The organism is Mesorhizobium sp. P2_A12 (assembly GCF_056405075.1).
In genome coordinates, this window is record NZ_JBFUCU010000003.1 from 195,159 (window position 1) to 212,281 (window position 17,123).

General features: G+C 63.4%; 14 protein-coding genes and 1 tRNA gene. 10 read left to right on the forward strand and 5 right to left on the reverse strand.

Translation table 11 applies throughout. The features are described from left to right. The first annotated feature begins 10 nt into the window (after window positions 1-10). The 4 genes from AC1DZU_RS08500 (at window position 11) to AC1DZU_RS08515 (ending at window position 3,992) form a co-directional block, all read left to right on the forward strand. Window positions 11-355, forward strand: a complete 345-nt coding sequence (locus tag AC1DZU_RS08500; RefSeq protein WP_477283613.1) for a VOC family protein — start codon at window positions 11-13, stop codon at window positions 353-355. Between the two features lie 127 nt (window positions 356-482). Then, a tRNA-Gln gene (locus tag AC1DZU_RS08505) sits at window positions 483-557 on the forward strand. Window positions 558-757: 200 nt separating this feature from the next. Beyond that, window positions 758-1,438 (forward strand): Crp/Fnr family transcriptional regulator, encoded by a 681-nt coding sequence (locus AC1DZU_RS08510; protein WP_477283615.1) that lies wholly within the window; start codon window positions 758-760, stop codon window positions 1,436-1,438. Window positions 1,439-1,901: 463 nt separating this feature from the next. Beyond that, complete coding sequence (locus AC1DZU_RS08515; RefSeq protein ID WP_477283617.1) at window positions 1,902-3,992, forward strand: O-antigen ligase family protein; 2,091 nt, start codon at window positions 1,902-1,904, stop codon at window positions 3,990-3,992. A 110-nt stretch (window positions 3,993-4,102) separates the two neighbouring features. Here AC1DZU_RS08515 and smc read toward each other — a convergent pair whose 3' ends face one another. The 3 genes from smc to AC1DZU_RS08530 all read right to left on the reverse strand — a co-directional run bounded on the left by smc (window position 4,103) and on the right by AC1DZU_RS08530 (window position 9,065). Continuing rightward, window positions 4,103-7,561, reverse strand: a complete 3,459-nt coding sequence (gene smc / locus AC1DZU_RS08520; protein WP_477283619.1) for a chromosome segregation protein SMC — start codon at window positions 7,559-7,561, stop codon at window positions 4,103-4,105. Window positions 7,562-7,678: 117 nt separating this feature from the next. Then, window positions 7,679-8,422, reverse strand: a complete 744-nt coding sequence (locus AC1DZU_RS08525; RefSeq protein ID WP_095091955.1) for a DsbA family protein — start codon at window positions 8,420-8,422, stop codon at window positions 7,679-7,681. A 142-nt stretch (window positions 8,423-8,564) separates the two neighbouring features. After that, window positions 8,565-9,065 carry a DUF721 domain-containing protein gene (locus tag AC1DZU_RS08530; protein ID WP_095091954.1) on the reverse strand — a complete coding sequence of 167 codons (501 nt, stop codon included), beginning with the start codon at window positions 9,063-9,065 and terminating at the stop codon, window positions 8,565-8,567. A gap of 48 nt (window positions 9,066-9,113) precedes the next feature. Here AC1DZU_RS08530 and mutY point away from each other — a divergent pair, with 48 nt between their 5' ends. Both mutY and AC1DZU_RS08540 read left to right on the forward strand, forming a co-directional pair. After that, window positions 9,114-10,244, forward strand: a complete 1,131-nt coding sequence (gene mutY / locus AC1DZU_RS08535) for an A/G-specific adenine glycosylase (protein WP_477283622.1) — start codon at window positions 9,114-9,116, stop codon at window positions 10,242-10,244. Continuing rightward, window positions 10,237-10,848: an HAD family hydrolase gene (locus AC1DZU_RS08540; protein WP_477283624.1), complete on the forward strand. Its 612-nt coding sequence runs from the start codon at window positions 10,237-10,239 to the stop codon at window positions 10,846-10,848. The genes mutY and AC1DZU_RS08540 overlap by 8 nt, the downstream gene beginning before the upstream one ends. Before the next feature lie 66 nt (window positions 10,849-10,914). Here the strand turns inward: AC1DZU_RS08540 and AC1DZU_RS08545 are convergent, their stop codons facing one another. Then, on the reverse strand, window positions 10,915-12,048 hold the full coding sequence (locus AC1DZU_RS08545) for a DNA methyltransferase (protein WP_477283626.1): 1,134 nt from the start codon (window positions 12,046-12,048) through the stop codon (window positions 10,915-10,917). A gap of 177 nt (window positions 12,049-12,225) precedes the next feature. On the opposite strand from AC1DZU_RS08545, the gene AC1DZU_RS08550 reads away from it, so the two are divergent. After that, on the forward strand, window positions 12,226-12,915 hold the full coding sequence (locus tag AC1DZU_RS08550; RefSeq protein ID WP_477283628.1) for an HAD family hydrolase: 690 nt from the start codon (window positions 12,226-12,228) through the stop codon (window positions 12,913-12,915). 23 nt (window positions 12,916-12,938) lie between these two features. Here AC1DZU_RS08550 and AC1DZU_RS08555 read toward each other — a convergent pair whose 3' ends face one another. Then, complete coding sequence (locus tag AC1DZU_RS08555) at window positions 12,939-13,679, reverse strand: hypothetical protein (RefSeq protein ID WP_477283630.1); 741 nt, start codon at window positions 13,677-13,679, stop codon at window positions 12,939-12,941. A gap of 127 nt (window positions 13,680-13,806) precedes the next feature. Between AC1DZU_RS08555 and thrC the strand changes: the two genes are divergently transcribed. From thrC to AC1DZU_RS08570, 3 genes are read left to right on the forward strand one after another with little or no spacing between them, the layout of a single operon-like run. Beyond that, window positions 13,807-15,204 (forward strand): threonine synthase, encoded by a 1,398-nt coding sequence (gene thrC / locus AC1DZU_RS08560; protein ID WP_477283632.1) that lies wholly within the window; start codon window positions 13,807-13,809, stop codon window positions 15,202-15,204. Between the two features lie 14 nt (window positions 15,205-15,218). Then, window positions 15,219-16,511, forward strand: a complete 1,293-nt coding sequence (locus AC1DZU_RS08565; RefSeq protein WP_095091948.1) for a M16 family metallopeptidase — start codon at window positions 15,219-15,221, stop codon at window positions 16,509-16,511. Between the two features lie 15 nt (window positions 16,512-16,526). Then, entirely contained in the window at window positions 16,527-17,123 is a 597-nt protein-coding gene (locus AC1DZU_RS08570; RefSeq protein WP_095091947.1) for a GNAT family N-acetyltransferase, read from the forward strand.

The window sequence follows — 17,123 nt, forward strand, 5'->3', positions numbered from 1 at the left end:
AAGGTGCGCCATGAAACTACACGGAAAACTCGATTATCTGGAAATGCCGGCGACCGGCGGAACGCTGAACCGGCTCAAGGCTTTCTACAGCGCTGCCTTTGCCTGGTCGTTCACCGACTATGGACCGACCTACTCAGCCTTTGCCGAGGGGCTGGACGGAGGGTTCCAGGCAGACGCCGCGGAAGCGCCCGCCAAGCCGCTGCCCGTGCTCTACAGCAAGGATATGGAAGCGACACTCGACGCCGTCGAAAGTGCCGGTGGCACGATCGTCAAGCCGATCTTTCCGTTCCCCGGCGGCCGGCGCTTTCACTTTGTCGATCCGGCCGGAAACGAGATGGCGGTGTGGTCTGAATAGCCACCGCATGTCATCTGGCAGCACCGCGTTGCCTGCCCATTTTGGGCGTTCCCATCGTCGCTCATAAGGATTGTGCTTTTCGGCTGCTCTGCTAAGAACGCGCCGCACAAGCGACTCTGACGGCAATTGGGGCGTCGCCAAGTGGTAAGGCATCGGTTTTTGGTACCGACATTCCCAGGTTCGAATCCTGGCGCCCCAGCCATATTTTTCCGGGTCCATGCTGGAACATCATCATCTCTCGGATAGGGCCGCAGCGATTTATGATCTGTCTGGCCAATGACCAGGACCAGTTCACACGTGTGGCATGACGGTCGCCGAAGCGGGCTTCCGTCATTAATCCAGGTGATTTTCCGGACGCGCGACCTGCGCTAAAATATCGCCTTACCGAAGTTGAGACCTGTCGTGGCAAGGACCGACAAGCGCCCATTCAACGTGAACGTCTTCCTCAATACGGTCGACGGCGGAAGGACTGTGGCGACGTATCGCAAGAATGAGACTGTCTATTCGCAGGGCGACCCGGCGGATTCCGTCTTCTACATCCAGAAGGGCAAGGTCAAAGTCTGCATCGTATCGGAGCAGGGCAAGGAAGCGATCGTCGCTCTCCACGAGAGCGGGGACTTCTTCGGCGAAGGCTGCTTGTCCGGCCAGCCGCTGCGGTTGGCTACAGTTTCCGCGATGTTGGACAGCGTCATTACGCGGCTTGATAAAGCATCAATCACGCGGGTGCTCCTGGAGGAGCCGAAGTTCTCAGAGATGTTCATGTCCTATTTGCTGGCGAGGAACGCCCGCGTCGAAGAGGACCTGGTAGACCAGCTTTTCAATTCGAGTGAGAAGCGTCTGGCGAGGTTGCTCCTTCTGATGGCAAACTTTGGCAGGGAGGGGAACCCTCAGCCTGTCATCCCGAAGATAAGCCAGGAGACGCTCGCGGAGATGGTCGGCACCACCAGGTCGCGCGTTAGCACGTTCATGAACAAGTTCCGCAAGCTCGGGTTCATCCATTACAATGGAAATCTGGAGGTTCATAACTCCCTCCTGAATGTGGTCCTGCACGACAATCCTCACCTAAGGGACAGGGACCGTTGAGGACTGTTCTGTGTGGAACAGCCAAGTCACCTGCGCGGATGTTATGTTTTCGCGGCGGTCCCACCCTCCGGACCGGACCTACAACCTAGGACCATCTCGGCGAGGCAACGGCATGACTGCCGGCGTACCGACCGCGGTCGTGCGAGTCAGAAAGATGGCTCGGCGTTGTTGGTAACGTCGGCGCGTCCGTTCCGCACCCCCCCGCAAGCGGACGCGCCGGCCCCCGTATTTCATGGTCATGCACGGAGGGCTTGTGCATCGTCCGCCACCCAGCACCGCCTTTCGGCGACCATGGTGCGTGGCGGCCATCTGATGGCGCACGCGAACTCGGACGATCTCTTCAAGCTGGCCGTTCGAAAGCATGCACATGGCCTCAACAGTATAGCCTTGAACATCTCCCTCTTTTCCATACAAGGTCATCGAAGATTCCACCAAGACGGGTGGCGGTCAAAATGGAACTTCAATGAACCTTCCCATCTTCGCCATCAACCTCGATCGCGAGACCGGTCGCTGGAGCGAATTGCTCGCCAGCGCCGAAGCGGCCGGCCTGACCTTGCAGCGCATTGCGGCCATCGACGGCCGCGCGCTTGCCAAGGCGGACTGGACGGAGATCGATCTTCCAACCGCGCGCAAGTTGAGCGGGCGCGACATTCTGCCCGGCGAGTATGCCTGTTACCGCAGCCACATCCATGCGCTGGAAACGTTCCTGGCCGGTGGCGGCGCCTATGGCCTGATTGTCGAGGACGACATCCTCTTCAGCGAAGACACCACACGGCGCATCGAGGCCATCATCGCCGCGGTGCCGGATTTCGACGTCATCAAGCTGACCAACCACCGCATCAGCCTGTTCCTGCGCGCCGTCGAGACGACGGAGGGCGACGAGATTGGTCGCGCGCTGCATGGCCCGCAAGGCTCTGCCGCCGCCTATCTGGTGACGCGGGAGGGCGCGCAGGGGCTCCTGTCGGCGCTCGCGGTGATGAAAATGCCGTGGGACGTCGCCATCGAACGATTTTGGGATACCGGCCTGAAGGTCTATTCGGTCCGCAAGAACGTGCTAGGCTTCGCCAGGAGCAGCGCGATCTCCGGCATAGCCGGCCCCTCGGGCAGCTACAAATTCGCGCGGTTGCCCTGGCCGCGCCGGCTGAGCGCCGGGGCGTTCCGGGCCAAGGACCTGCTGAGCCGCCTGCATCACGTCCTGCTGCGGCCGCCCCTGCCGCGCGAAATTCCGGATTATGCCAGGGCCGACGCGCCGCGCTACACCGTGCTTCTGGTCCTTGCGACATTCGCCATTCTCGCCATGCTATCCGCGGTCTGGCGCGAAGCTGACACTTACCGCTTCGCGGGGATGGCACTCGCCGCAGTCGCGGCCATCCGCTGGTTCAGGCGGGACCTGTGGACCTACAGCAAGCCGCTGATCGGATGGGTCGGCGGTCTCTGCCTGGGTTGGTCGCTCTATGTCTTCATCCGACTGGCGATCGTCTATTTCGGCACCCACCAGTTGGGTGCCGCCGAAGGCATCTACCTGTTTCCGCTGTTTTATGCGACGACCGGCTTCGCGCTGTTGCTGTTTGTCAGGCGGCCTGGGCAGCTCGTCCTCTGGTTCATGATCCTCAGTCTTGTCTTCCTGGCGGCGGACACCGGCTATTCGGACATCCTTCACGGAACCAGACCGGAGCCGTGGCTTTTCAACAATCCCATTCACGCCTCGGTGGCGGCTGGTTTCATCTTCCTTTGCACGCTGCAATTCATGGCATACACGGCCCAAAGAACGGACCTGAACAAGGTAACCAGGAGCCTGCACTGGGCACTGTCGACCGCCGTCCTGCTGTTTGCCTTCGCCAACATCATTGCGCTGCGGTCAAAGGGCGTCTGGCTTGCGCTCGCGCTCGTCCTGCTCCTGCTGGCGGTCATGACGCTGGCGAGAGGCCATCGCCGCGAGCTGATGATCGGAGGCGGCGTGCTGGCGATCGTGGCAGCTGGCGTTGTCGCCATGCACAACATCTTCTGGTCCACCGCCGGCGACACCATGATCTTCGTCAAGAACCTGGTTTCGGATGCCCTCAGCCATGGCGTCCTCCCGGCCTTCGACCGCGCCATCGCGAGCAATACGGTTCCGGTTGCGGCCAGGGAACGGCTGATGCTGTGGGCCGATGCAATCGAGGTCTGGAAACGCCACCCGATCTTCGGAGCCAGTTCCAGCTGGCTCACCGAATGGCAGAACAGAACCTACCACCCCATGATCTTCAACGTCTTCCACAACGGCTATCTGGAGATAGCCGTGCGCTACGGCGTGGTCGGGCTGGCGTTCTTCGGCTTTCTCTACGCCTGGTCGTCCAGGCAGGTCCTGCTGGCCATGCGGGCCAAGCTTGTCGCTCCGGCCGTATGGTCCTGCTACACCTCAACGCTGGTCTTCTTCGCCCTCACCGTCCTCAGCAATTCGAACAACCGGCTGGCGATCGGCGAGGCCTTCATGTGGCTCGCTGCCGCATTCGGCTTCTATTGTTTCTATCTTCGCCAGCAGAAGAACCTTGTCGAGCCGAGAACCTATTTTTAATGCATGTCGCCCAAAAACGGCCCCGGCTTGGGGCAACGACATGCATAAAAACAAAGATTTAAAGCGCGGCGCATGAATCCGTTTCAACGCGACGCGCGTCGCGCGGCGGCTCAGCTTGCTTCGCGCATCGCTTCGGCGGCCTGCAGGTCGACCGAGACGAGCTGGCTGACACCCTGCTCGGCCATCGTGACGCCGAACAGCCGGTTCATGCGCGCCATGGTGATCGGGTTGTGGGTGATGATGACGAAACGCGTCTCGGTGGTGGCGGCCATCTCGTCCATCAGATTGCAGAAACGCTCGACATTGTGATCGTCGAGCGGTGCGTCGACTTCGTCGAGCACGCAGATCGGCGCCGGATTGGTCAGGAACACGGCAAAGATCAGCGACATCGCCGTCAACGCCTGCTCGCCACCAGACAGCAGCGTCATGGTCTGCGGCTTCTTGCCGGGCGGGCGGGCCAGGATTTCAAGCCCGGCCTCGAGCGGATCGTCGGATTCGATCAGCTGCAATTCCGCCGTGCCGCCACCGAACAGATGCGAGAACAGCCGCTGGAAATGGCTGTTGACCACGTCGAAGGCGGCAAGCAACCGCTCGCGGCCTTCGCGGTTCAGGCTCTGGATCGCTTGCCGGAGCTTGCGGATCGCCTCGATGATGTCTTCGCGTTCCGACACGATCGTCTCCAGCCGGTCGGAAAGCTCCTTCTGCTCTTCCTCGGCACGCAGATTGACGGCGCCGAGCCGTTCGCGCTCGATCTTCAGCCGATCGAGCTGGCGCTCGATCTCGGCCATTTCCGGCATCGGGCTGTCGGCCTCCAGGCCGGTGTGGCGGATGACCAGATGCGGCGGCGTGTTCAGCGTTTCCTGGATGCGCGCCTCGACCTCCAGCCGGCGTTCGTCGGCCGCCGTCAGCCGCTCTTCGGCGCGGACACGGGTCTCGCGCGCCTCGGCCAGCGACTGGATGGCGCCGGTGGCCGCCTTGTCCATTTCGGATTGCCGGTTTTCCGCCTCCTGCAGACGGTCGGCGGCCGCCTTGCGCAAGGTCTCGGCCTCGGTCAGCTGTGACAGCAAGGCGCGCCTCTTGGCGTCGATTTCATCGGGCGCATCGGCCAGTCGCTCGCGTTCGGCCTCAGCCTCCGCCTTACGTTCGCCAAGCGATGCGATCTGCGTCGAGGCGTTTTCGGCCCGCTCCAGCCAGTTGCTGCGCTCGGCGCCAATGGCATCGAGCCGGCGCGCGCGCGCCTCGGCTTCGCGGCGCAGCCCCTCATGCACGGCACGCGCATCGGCAAGCGTGGCGCGATCGCGGGCGACATTGGCCGCGGACTGTTCAAGCTGCAATTGCAAATCGCCGAGATCGGGCGCGTCCTGCAGCAGCATTTCGGCCTCGGCGAAGGCCGCCGAGGTCTCTTCGTGGCTGTCGACGATGCGGGCGCGCGCTTCATCCAGGGCCGCGCGACGGCTCGCCAATTCGCCGCCGGCCTTTTCAGCCTCGGCCAGCGCATTGCGGGCGGCGTCCAGCCGATGCTGGGTGTCACGCCCGGCCTGGCGCGCGTTGCGCTCGGTCTCGCTCGCCAGGTGAAGCGCCTGTTCGGCCTGGGCCAGTGCCTCCTCGGCCTGGCGCAAGACGAGCGTCGCCTGCACCGCTTCGGCATCGAGTTCGGCCAGCCGGTTCTTCTGCGCCAGCCTTTGCGCGGCCGCGGTGGGCGCATCGGCACTGGCCGTAAAGCCGTCCCAGCGCCAGAGCGCGCCCTCGCGGCTGACCAGCCGCTGGCCGGGAGCAAGAAGCGCCTGCAGCCGGCGGCCATCGCCTGATGCAACGATACCGATCTGCGCCAGCCGGCGGGCAAGCTGTGCCGGCGCGTGAACCACGCTGGCAAGGCTCCTGACGCCTTCAGGCAGAGCCGCGTCGCCGGGCTGGATCTCGCTTTCGCCCCAATGCACCGGTGCGCTGCGGTCGAGCGGGACGTCGAGATCTTCGCCAAGGGCCGCACCCAGCGCCGTCTCGAAGCCACGCTCGACGCTGATCTGCTCCAGCACGGCCGGGAACAGATCGCCGCTGGCGGCATTCAGGATCTTGGCCAGCGTGCGCGCTTCGGTCTCGATGCGTGCCAACTCGGCCCTGGCATCCTGCAGCGGCGGCCGGGCAGCGCTTTCGCTGGCGCGGGCATCGATGACCGACTGCTCGGCCTGCGCCACGGCAGCCTCGGCCTCTTCCAGCAGCGCCATCGCCTGTTCGACCAGCATACGCTTCTCGGCCGGATCCGGCAGGCCGGCGACCTTGGAGAGGATATCCGACAGTTCGCGGTCGACATCGGCAAGCTGACGGCCGAAACGGTCGCGGCGCTCGGCGGTGTCGCGCAGCGTCCGTTCGATCTGGTTGCGCGAGGCGGCAGCCTCGGCCCGCTCGGCGGTCAGCGCGGCGAGTCTGGCTTCGCTTGCCGCAAGCGTCAATGCCGCCTGTTCGAAAGCCGCGCGGGTGCTGGCCTCGCGCTCGGCGGCACCGGCATTTTCGGAATTGAGCGCGGCTTCTTCGGTGCGAAGTCGCTCAAGAATATCCGCATTGTCGCGGACCATGCGCTCCTCGCGCGCAATGTCGCCGTCGAGCTGCTGCAGCCGGCGCTCGAGTTCGCCCTGACGGGCGCGGATGCGGCCGGCTTCCTCCTCGATCTGAGACCTGGCGATCGACAGGCGCTGGAAGGCGGCGGCAGCGGCGGCCTCGGCGTCGCGCAGCTCCGGCAAGCGGTGGGCGCCAATGCCTTGCTCCCTAGCGGCGGCCATCTGGGCTGCGGCGCGGTCACCGACCAGCGCGGTGGCAACAGCCAGCGCCGAGCGCGCCTCGCCTTCCTGTGTCTTGGCCAGTGTCCAGCGCAGATGCAGCAGCGTCGCTTCCGCCTTGCGGATATCGGCCGACAGGTTCTTGAAGCGCGATGCCTGGCGCGCCTGGCGCTTCAGGCTTTCGATCTGGCTTTCCAGCTCGCCGAGGACGTCGTCCAGGCGCTCCAGGTTCTGCTCGGCCGCCTTCAGCCGCAACTCGGCCTCGTGGCGACGGGTGTGCAGGCCGGAAATGCCGGCAGCCTCTTCGAGCAAGGCGCGGCGCGCCTGCGGCTTGGCCTGGATCAGTTCGCCGATGCGGCCCTGCCCGACCATCGATGGCGAGCGCGCGCCGGTCGACTGGTCGGCGAACAGGAGCTGGACATCCTTGGCGCGCGCTTCCTTGCCGTTGATGCGATAGAGCGAGCCCGCCTCGCGTTCGATCCGGCGCGACACCTGCAACTCGTCGGCATCGTTGAAGGCGGCGGGCGCCGAGCGGTCGCTGTTGTCGAGGAAAAGCGTGACTTCGGCGGTGTTGCGAGCCGGGCGCGTGACCGAGCCGGAAAAGATGACGTCGTCCATGCCGGACGCGCGCATGTTCTTGTAGGAGCTTTCGCCCATCACCCAGCGCAGCGCCTCGACCAGGTTCGACTTGCCGCAGCCATTCGGCCCGACAATGCCCGTCAGGCCGCGTTCGATGACGAACTCGCCGGGCTCGACGAAGGACTTGAAACCAAGGAGGCGAAGGCGCGAAAACTTCATTCGCGCCGCCCACTAAGCGGATTCAGCAAAAGTGTGCCGCGGTTTTGCGGGGAGAATCCACGCCAAGGCAAATGGGCGACCGGCGCCGGGCGCGGCCGCTTCGATGCTGCCTGAGCGTCAGAGCAGAGGGTCGATGATGGCCGACATTTCCGCAATCGACATCGCCCCCTTGTAGGTCTTACCGTTGATGAAGAAGGTCGGTGTCGAGTCGACCTTGAATTCATTGGCGCCGCGCTTCTGGACCGATCTCACATCGTCCAGAAGTTTCTGGTCCGTCAAGCAGGCCTCGAAGGACTCCTGTGTAAAACCGGCGAGCTTGGAGATTTGCAGCAGCGCATCCTTGGTATTGGGCACTCCAACCCAGTTCGCCTGCTGCCTGAACAGCACATCCACCATCGGGAAATAGTTGTCCTTGGCGCAGCGCGCCAGCATGAATCCGGCTTCAGCGCTCGGATCGAACGGGAATTCGCGCAGGATGTAGCGGGCCTTGCCGGTGTCGATGTATTTGGTCTTCAGGTCCGGAAAGGTGGTCTCGGCGAAATGCGCGCAATGCGGGCAGGTCATCGAGGCGTATTCGACGATGGTGACCTTGGCGTCGTCCTTGCCAAGCTGCTTGTCGGGCAGCGCACCCGGCTTCAGCAGTTCGGCCATATCCACGGTGCCCTGGGCTTCCGGTGCAGTCGCGGCGGCCGGCGTGGCCGGCTTCGCAGGCGCGGCCGGATCCGCGGGCTTTACATCCGCCGCCTTGGCTTGCTCATCAGAGTCGCTGCAGGCGGCGAGCAGGGCGACCGCCGGAATGGCGGCCAGCGAAGTCAGGACGTTTCTGCGAGACAAGCTTTGGCCAAACGGGGGACGGTTCATACGAATCACCTGACAAGAGTTGGATTTTGCAATGCAAAGGCACGAAAAGGCGAGAGTTGGCGCGAATTAAGGCATCTCCATCCCCAATCCAATCGCCAAACCTGACAGGGGCGATCACGAATGCGAGATATTGACGACAAATCTATGACTTCCTTTCGCCCAGAATGGTGGCGCCAAGCCTTTCCAGCGAGGCGCGCAGCCCATCATCGTCGACCAGGCCGACGGTCGAGGACAGTTTCGTCTTCTCGGCCGCGGTCAGCGGCCTGAAGGTCGGTTTGCGCTTTCCCTGGTCCGCCGTCACCGGCTTCTGCAGGATCCTGATCCGACTGATGGCGGTGAAACCGAGGAAGGCGTTGACCCGGTTGATGATCTCGCCGGTCTCGTGCTGCAGATGCAGCGCCGCCATGCCTTCGCAGGCGATGACCAGCACCGCCGGCTCGAACGGATCGTCTTCATGCATGCGACGCGGCCACTGGATTTTTTCGGGACGCGAGCGGCTGGCAAGGCGTGGCCCGGCGATCTCTTCCCATGACTGGACGAGGCCGATCGAAATGCCGGCCCGCTTGCGCAGAACCGGGTCGAGGATTTTGGTCGCAAGATCGCTGACCGGGACGGGATTGCCGTAGGGCGTTCTCCCTGCCATGTACGTTCTCCAGCCTCACCAGCATCGGCCAAGGCCAATTCCCGATCAATGGCACCAGCAGATCAGACCCGCAAGACCGCATCCCCATTCGGCGACATCGCGTCCCGCCTGCTCGGCTGGTACGATGTGCATCATCGCGAGTTGCCGTGGCGCATCACGCCGCGTGAGCATGCGCGCGGCGCGAGGCCCGATCCCTACCGCATCTGGCTGTCCGAAGTCATGCTGCAACAAACCACCGTTGAGGCGGTGAAGGCCTATTTTCGCGTATTTGTCGAAAAGTGGCCTGATGTCGGGGCGCTTGCCGCGGCACCGACCGAGGATGTGATGAAGGCCTGGGCCGGGCTCGGCTACTATTCCCGCGCGCGCAATCTCAAGGCCTGTGCCGATCTCGTGGCTCAGCGCGGCGGCCGGTTTCCCGACACGGAAGCCGGCCTCAGGGAACTGCCCGGCATCGGCGCCTATACATCGGCGGCGATCACCGCGATCGCCTTCGACCGCCCAGCCGCCGTCGTCGACGGCAATGTCGAACGCGTCATCTCCCGGCTGTTTTCGATCACAACACCGCTGAGCGAAGCCAAGGCCGAGATACGTGCTCATGTCGAGCGCATGGTGCCAGGGACAAGGCCGGGCGATTTCGCCCAGGCGATGATGGATCTCGGCGCCACGATCTGCACGCCACGCCGGCCGCGCTGCATGCTGTGCCCGCTGCGCGAAGATTGCAGCGCGGTCGTTTCAGGTGACCCCGAACATTTCCCGGTGCGGCTGCCCAAGGCCGACAAGCCGCTGCGGCGCGGTGCGGCCTTCGTCGCCGTGCGGGGCGACGGTGCCATTCTGCTGCGCAAACGGGCGGAGAAAGGCCTGCTTGGCGGCATGACCGAAGTGCCGACGACCGCCTGGACAGCGCGGATAGACGGCGCCACCACGCAAGCGGCGGCACCCTTTCCCGGCAACTGGAAGCCCACGGGGCGGATCGCCCATGTCTTCACCCATTTCGCGCTCGAGCTCGACGTTTTCCTCGCCCATACGAACGGCGAGACGCCGGCTGGCCATTTCTGGTCGCTGCCTTCGGACATTTCAGGCGAAGCACTGCCCACTGTCATGAAAAAGGCAATCGAGGCTGCGATACCCGGCGCGACGAAAAAACCGTCGCCACACAGTGCAAAGAGGCCCCATGACTGAAATCCGCCACATCGTTTTCGACATCGGCAGGGTGCTGATCCACTACGATCCGAATATTCCGTTCAGCCGCCTCATTCCGGATGCCGAAGAGAGAAAGTGGTTCTTCGACAATGTCTGCACGCATGACTGGAACATCGAGCAGGATCGCGGCCGGACATGGCAAGAGGCCGAGGCGCTGCTGATTGCGGAGCATCCCGATCACGCGGAAAACATCCGCAATTTTCGTCGCTACTGGCACGACATGGTGCCGCACGCCTATGACGACAGTGTCGCCATCATGGTCGGCCTTATCGAGAGCGGCCACGACGTGACCATGCTGACAAATTTCGCCACCGACACACTGGCCGAGGCGCGCAAACGCTTCGATTTTCTCGAACGGCCGCGCGGCGTCACCATCTCCGGCGAAGTCGGGATGATCAAGCCGGACCGCGGCATCTACGATCATCACGTCGCCGCGTTCGGGCTCGAGCCATCGGCCACGCTGTTCATCGACGACAGCCAGAAGAACGTCGACGGCGCCAAGGCGGCCGGCTGGCAAGCGGTGCTGTTCACCGGTGCCAAGACGCTTCAGGCAGACCTTGAGCGCCTCGGAATCATGGCGTGATTTGAATCGCTTCCGGCGATCCGTTGATACCTTGAGTCAGCGAGAATGGTGGCAATTGGCAGGGGTTCAGGCCCCTGCCCGCTCCATACCGAGCCGGGCAATGCGGCGAAGCTCGTCGATCGGGGTCAGGCCGCCGCTGCGCTCATAGTGCCAGAAGGTCCAGCCGTTGCAGGCATCCAGGCCCTGCACTTCGGCGCCGATCTTGTGGATCGAGCCGGCGCTGTCGCCGATCGCCACGGTGCCATCGGCGCGCACCTTGGCCGCCCAGCGCTTCTTGGCGTCGTAGAGCATGGCGCCAGGCGTCACCAGCCCGGTGTCGATGAGGCTGACGAAGGCGACGCGTGGCTCGGCGCGCTTGCCGGTGAGCACGGTCAGGTCGGCGCCGTCCAGGGGCCGAACCGCGTCGATGCGCTCGTTGGCGGCGTCGATATAGGCCTGCTCGCGCTCGATGCCGACGAAATGGCGGCCAAGGCGCTTGGCCACCGCGCCGGTGGTGCCTGAGCCGAAGAAGGGGTCGAGCACGACGTCGCCCGGTTTGGTCGAGGCCATCATGATGCGGGCGAGCAGCGCTTCCGGCTTCTGCGTCGGATGCAGCTTGTCGCCATTGTCGTTCTTCAGCCGCTCGCCGCCGGTGCAGATCGGAAACAGCCAGTCGGAGCGCATCTGGATGTCGTCGTTCGAGGCCTTCATGGCTTCGTAGTTGAAGGTGTAGCCCTTGCCTTTCTGGTCGCGCGACGCCCAGATCATCGTCTCATGCGCATTCTGGAACCGGCGGCCACGGAAATTCGGCATCGGATTGGTCTTGCGCCAGACGACGTCGTTGAGGATCCAGAAGCCCAGATCCTGCATCTTGGCGCCGACCCGGAAGATGTTGTGATAAGAGCCGATGACCCAGATGGTGCCATTGGGCTTCAGCACCCGCCGCGCCGCCAGCAGCCAGGCGCGGGTGAAGGCGTCGTAGGCCTCGAAGCTCTCGAACTGGTCCCACTCGTCGTCGACCGCATCGACCTTCGACTGATCTGGCCGGTGCAGGTCGCCGTCGAGCTGAAGATTGTAGGGCGGATCGGCGAAAATGACGTCGATCGACTTTTCCGGCAGCCGATCGAGCGCGGCAACGCAGTCACCCTTGAGGATCGTGTCCAGCCATTCGGATTGCTGGGGGGCGTGGGATAGCTCGTCGAGAAGACGCACGGCAGACATTCTGACACCCAAGGCACGCGTTACAGTTTTACTCTCTGTTATGGTTACCGATCAGCGTAAATATTCGGTGAAGGTCAAAACCGCGGATCTCCAAATTTGCGAAGGCGGCCCTGTTGGTGTATGCCGCGCCGCCTGAGCCTTCCCTGGCCCTTCCTTCTCCCAACCGTCCGGATCACCATGCCCCAGCCAGACCTTGTCATCTTCGATTGCGACGGCGTGCTCGTCGATTCCGAAATCGTCGCCGCGCGGGTCGAGGCGGAGTTGCTGACCTCGGCCGGCTACGAAATATCGGCTGAGGAACTCGCCGAGACCTACGCCGGACTGACCTTCAAGGACATCATGATGCGGGTCGAGGAGAAATCCAGCATCCCGTTCCAGGCCTCGCTGATCGACCGCGCCGAAGACCTCGTCGATCGCAAGTTGCGCAGCGACGTCCGCGCCATCGACGGCGCGCGCGAGGCGGTCGCCGCGGTCACCGTTCCGCACTGCGTCTGTTCGAATTCGCGTTCCGAGCGGATCGAATTCATGCTGGAGAAAGTGCAGCTGCTGCCGTATTTCGCCGGCCGGATCTTTTCGGCCCTGGAGATACCAAGCAAGAAGACCAAACCGGCGCCCGACGTGTTCCTGTTCGCGGCGGAGAAACTCAACGCCAAGCCGGCGAACACTTTCGTCATCGAGGATTCCGTGCACGGCGTCCACGGCGCCAGGACGGCCGGCATGCGCGTGATCGGCTTCACCGGCGCCGGCCACAGCTACCCCGGCCATGCCGACGCCTTGACGGAAGCCGGCGCAGAGACGGTCATCCGCCGCTGGGCGGAGCTGAAAAGCGTGATCGCCGCGCTGTCGGAGTGGTCGGCTGACGCCTGAGAGACGTGCGTCGCAACGCGAGACTAGTTCGTCGCGACAGCCTTCTTCTTGTGATTCTTCTTCGGCTTGTCCGTCGTCCCCTTCGGCGCGGTTTCGTCATAGCCGGCAAAGGCCTGATAGTCCTGCGCTGACGGTTCGGGCACGACGACATTGGAATCTGTGAAGACAAACTGCGTCGCGACCGACGGGTCGGTGACCTGGATCTGATACGGATGGATCTGCGAGTAGAGGACATCCGTGCCATGCATCACCGCGATACGGATCGGCATGGTGATGGTGCCGGGAGAAAAGTTCGGTCCGGGCACAACCTTGCCGGCGACCGCGATCTTCATTGTCAACTGCCCGTTGGCGCGCAGGCAATCACGGGTCACGTCGCTGATCGACGCCTGGTAGATGATGTTCGCAGACTCGTCCGGCGGTGTCGCAGCCGCGTCGGCCGCGGCCTGCGCCTCCTGAGCCTGCTGCTCGGCCTCGGCCTGGTTCCTCGGCTTGCGCATGGCCTTCGACTTGGGCTTCTGGACGCCCTTGGCATAGGTGTTGAAGAAGGCCGTACCGTCTCGCACCGTCACTCTGGGACAATAGCCCTGCAACTGGCTGGCCAGGACCTTGGGATCTTGGGGCGGCGGCGGCGCTGTCGGATCCTTCTTGCCGAAACCGAGGTTCAGGATACCGTTGTCGCTCGATTGGCAGCCGGCGGCGGCGAGCATAAAGCCGGTGAGCGCCAGACCCGCCAAAAAGCGGCCACTGAATGTACGAAACGCCATGAAACTGCACTTCCCTCTCGCAAAGCTGGTGACGTATATCAACCGCGCGGCAAAAATGCGACTGAGCCAGCGCAGAAATTAACCACCTTGTGGTGAACGGAAAACCCAGCGGTAACGGATTTGTGACATGCACTATGTGAGTACCCGCGGGGAAGCGCCCGTGCTTGGATTTTCGGACGCTGTGCTGGCTGGCCTGGCGCGAGACGGCGGACTCTACGTGCCGCGCGAGTGGCCACAGTTTTCCGCTGCCGAGATCCGCGCTATGCGGGGCCTCGCCTACCCCGATCTTGCGATCCGCGTGCTGTCGCCCTTCCTTGGCGACGAAATCCCGACGCCCGTCTTCGAGCGCCTGGTCCGCGAAGCCTATGCCACTTTCCGCCATGAGGCCGTCTGCCCGCTGGTGCAGACCGGCCCCAACACCTTCATCCTGGAACTCTTCCACGGGCCGACGCTCGCCTTCAAGGACGTGGCGATGCAGCTTCTGGCCCGGCTGATGGACCATGTGCTTGCCGAACGCGACCAGCACGCCACCATCGTCGGCGCCACCTCAGGCGATACCGGCGGCGCTGCCATCGATGCCTTTGCCGGGCGTAACCGCACCGACATCTTCATCCTTTTCCCGCATTGCCGCGTCTCGCCGGTGCAGCAGCGGCAGATGACGACGTCGACGGCTGAAAACGTTCATGCGCTGGCCATCGAAGGCAATTTCGACGATTGCCAAGGCCTGCTCAAGGACATGTTCAACGATCACGGCTTTCGCGACCGGGTTGCGCTTTCGGGCGTCAATTCGATCAACTGGGCCCGCATCATGGCCCAGATCGTCTATTATTTCTCCTCGGCTCTATCGCTGGGCGCGCCGGACAGGCCGGTCTCCTTCACGGTGCCGACAGGTAATTTCGGCGATATCTTCGCCGGCTACGCCGCCAAGAAGATGGGCCTGCCGATCGAGCGGCTGATCATCGCCACCAACGACAACGACATCCTGGCGCGGACTTTCGCAACCGGGGAATACCGTACCAAGGGTGTCTTTGCGACCACTTCGCCGTCGATGGACATACAGGTGTCGTCGAATTTCGAACGCCTGCTGTTCGAGGCCTCCGACCGTGACGCGGCGACCGTGCGGCGCTACATGGACAGTCTCAAGCAGTCCGGCGCTTTCACCATCGAAACCCAGCAAATCGCTGGGATGCGGTCGGAATTCGACGCCGGCCGCGCGACCATGGACGAGGTCGCCGCCACCATCCGTTCGACGCTCGCCGGCAGCAACTACCTGCTCGATCCGCACACCGCGGCAGCCGTGCATGTCGCGGCGGGCAAGGCTTCAGGCGCGGTGCCGATGGTGGTGCTGGGCACCGCCCATCCGGCAAAGTTCCCGGCCGCCGTCGAAGCCGCCAGCGGCGTCTTGCCTGCACTGCCCGCATGGCTAGGTGGGTTGATGACATCGGAGGAAAAATACACGGTACTTCCATCCGACCTGAAAATGGTGGAAGATTACGTCGGCCGCCGCGCGCGGGCGGCGCGTTAGGGAGTAGTAGCCATATGGGTGTTGAGGTAAGCCGTCTGTCGAACGGCCTGACAGTCGCCACCGAAACCCTTCAAAGCATCGAATCGGTTGCCCTTGGTGCCTGGGTCAAGTCAGGTGCCCGCAATGAACGTGACGAAGAGCATGGCATGGCCCATCTGCTCGAGCACATGGCGTTCAAGGGCACGAAAAGGCGAAGCGCCTTCGAAATCGCCTCGGAGATCGAGGACGTCGGCGGCGAGATCAACGCCGCCACCAGCGTCGAGACCACCTCCTACTATGCCAGGGTGCTCTCCGACGACGTGCCGCTGGCCGTCGATATTCTTGCCGACATCCTGCAGGAGTCCGAGTTCGACCCGCAGGAGCTCGAACGCGAGCAGCATGTGATCCTGCAAGAGATCGGCGCAGCACACGACACGCCCGACGACATCGTCTTCGACCGTTTCACCGAGACGGCCTTCCGCCACCAGACGATCGGTCGCTCGATCCTGGGCACGCCGGAAACGGTCAAATCCTTCACCTCGAAGCAGTTACACGATTTCATCGAACGGCAATATGGCGCCGAGCGCATGGTGATCGTCGCTGCCGGCGACATCAAGCACGACAATTTCGTGCGCGAGGTCGAAAAACAACTCGGCGGCTTCCGCAGCAAGGCCGACAGCACCATCCCGCAGTATGCGCAATATGTCGGCGGCGACTTCCGCGAGGACCGCGACCTGATGGACGCGCAGATCGTGCTGGGCTTCGAGGGCCGCGCCTATCATGTGCGCGACTTCTATGCCTCGCAGGTGCTATCGATGATCCTCGGCGGCGGCATGTCGTCGCGTCTTTTCCAGGAAGTCCGCGAAAAGCGCGGCCTGTGCTATTCGGTCTATGCCTTCCACTGGGGCTTTTCCGACACCGGCGTCTTCGGCGTCCATGCCGCGACCGGTCAGAGCGACATTGCCGAACTGGTGCCGGTCATCATCGACGAACTGCAGAAGGCCGGTGAGAAGATCCTGCAGGAAGAACTCGACCGGGCGCGCGCCCAATATCGCGCCGGGCTGATCATGTCCGCCGAAAGCCCGGCCAGCCGCGCCTCGCAGATCGCGCGGCAGCTGCTTCTGTTCGGCAGGCCGATTGCCAAGGAGGAACTGATGGAACGGCTGTCGGCGCTCACGATCGAGCGGCTGACCGACCTGTCGTCGCGGCTGTTCTCGACCAAGCCGACGCTTACAGCTGTCGGGCCTGTGGGTACGCTGGCGCCATACGAGGCGATCCTCGATTCGCTTGCGGGCACGCAGACCGCGACCCGCAAGCTCGCCGTCTAAGCCCCTCAAAGCGTCGTGTTCGCGCTCCCTTTCTTTCGCCGTGATCTGCCGGCGCTGAAGGGTGACCACGTCATGCTGCGCGTGCCCTTCACGAATGACTATCGCGAATGGGCGGCGGTGCGTGGCGAAAGCCGTGCCTTTCTCGAACCATGGGAACCACGCTGGACTCCCGATGAACTCGACCGCACCGCCTGGCGGCTGCGCATCAGCCGCTACCGCGAAGACTATGCGCAGGGAACCGCGATCGCCTTCTTCATCTTCGAAAAGAGCAGCGGCAAGCTGGCGGGTGGTATCACGCTCGGAAACATACGCCATGGCGTCTCGCAAAGCGGCCATGTCGGCTATTGGATCGGCGAGCGCTTTGGCGGTCGTGGCCTGATGACCGACGCGGTCAAGGTGGTGACGCGCTTCGCCTTCGATACGCTGAGGTTGCACCGGATCGAAGCGGCCTGTATTCCCGACAACGCCCGGTCGATCCGCGTGCTTGAAAAAGCCGGATTCCGGCGCGAAGGACTTCTGCGATCCTATCTCAGGATCAACGGCATCTGGCAGGACCACTACCTCTACGCCCGGATCTCGGACGATCCGCCGGGCGCTGGAACGAAGGACTGA

Coding starts and splice junctions, on each gene's coding strand:
- AC1DZU_RS08500 (WP_477283613.1), top strand. CDS start 11: ATGAAACTACACGGAAAACTCGATTATCTGGAAATGCCGGCGACCGGC.
- AC1DZU_RS08515 (WP_477283617.1), top strand. CDS start 1,902: ATGAACCTTCCCATCTTCGCCATCAACCTCGATCGCGAGACCGGTCGC.
- smc (WP_477283619.1), bottom strand. CDS start 7,561: ATGAAGTTTTCGCGCCTTCGCCTCCTTGGTTTCAAGTCCTTCGTCGAG.
- AC1DZU_RS08525 (WP_095091955.1), bottom strand. CDS start 8,422: ATGAACCGTCCCCCGTTTGGCCAAAGCTTGTCTCGCAGAAACGTCCTG.
- AC1DZU_RS08530 (WP_095091954.1), bottom strand. CDS start 9,065: ATGGCAGGGAGAACGCCCTACGGCAATCCCGTCCCGGTCAGCGATCTT.
- mutY (WP_477283622.1), top strand. CDS start 9,114: ATGGCACCAGCAGATCAGACCCGCAAGACCGCATCCCCATTCGGCGAC.
- AC1DZU_RS08540 (WP_477283624.1), top strand. CDS start 10,237: ATGACTGAAATCCGCCACATCGTTTTCGACATCGGCAGGGTGCTGATC.
- AC1DZU_RS08545 (WP_477283626.1), bottom strand. CDS start 12,048: ATGTCTGCCGTGCGTCTTCTCGACGAGCTATCCCACGCCCCCCAGCAA.
- AC1DZU_RS08550 (WP_477283628.1), top strand. CDS start 12,226: ATGCCCCAGCCAGACCTTGTCATCTTCGATTGCGACGGCGTGCTCGTC.
- AC1DZU_RS08555 (WP_477283630.1), bottom strand. CDS start 13,679: ATGGCGTTTCGTACATTCAGTGGCCGCTTTTTGGCGGGTCTGGCGCTC.
- thrC (WP_477283632.1), top strand. CDS start 13,807: ATGCACTATGTGAGTACCCGCGGGGAAGCGCCCGTGCTTGGATTTTCG.
- AC1DZU_RS08565 (WP_095091948.1), top strand. CDS start 15,219: ATGGGTGTTGAGGTAAGCCGTCTGTCGAACGGCCTGACAGTCGCCACC.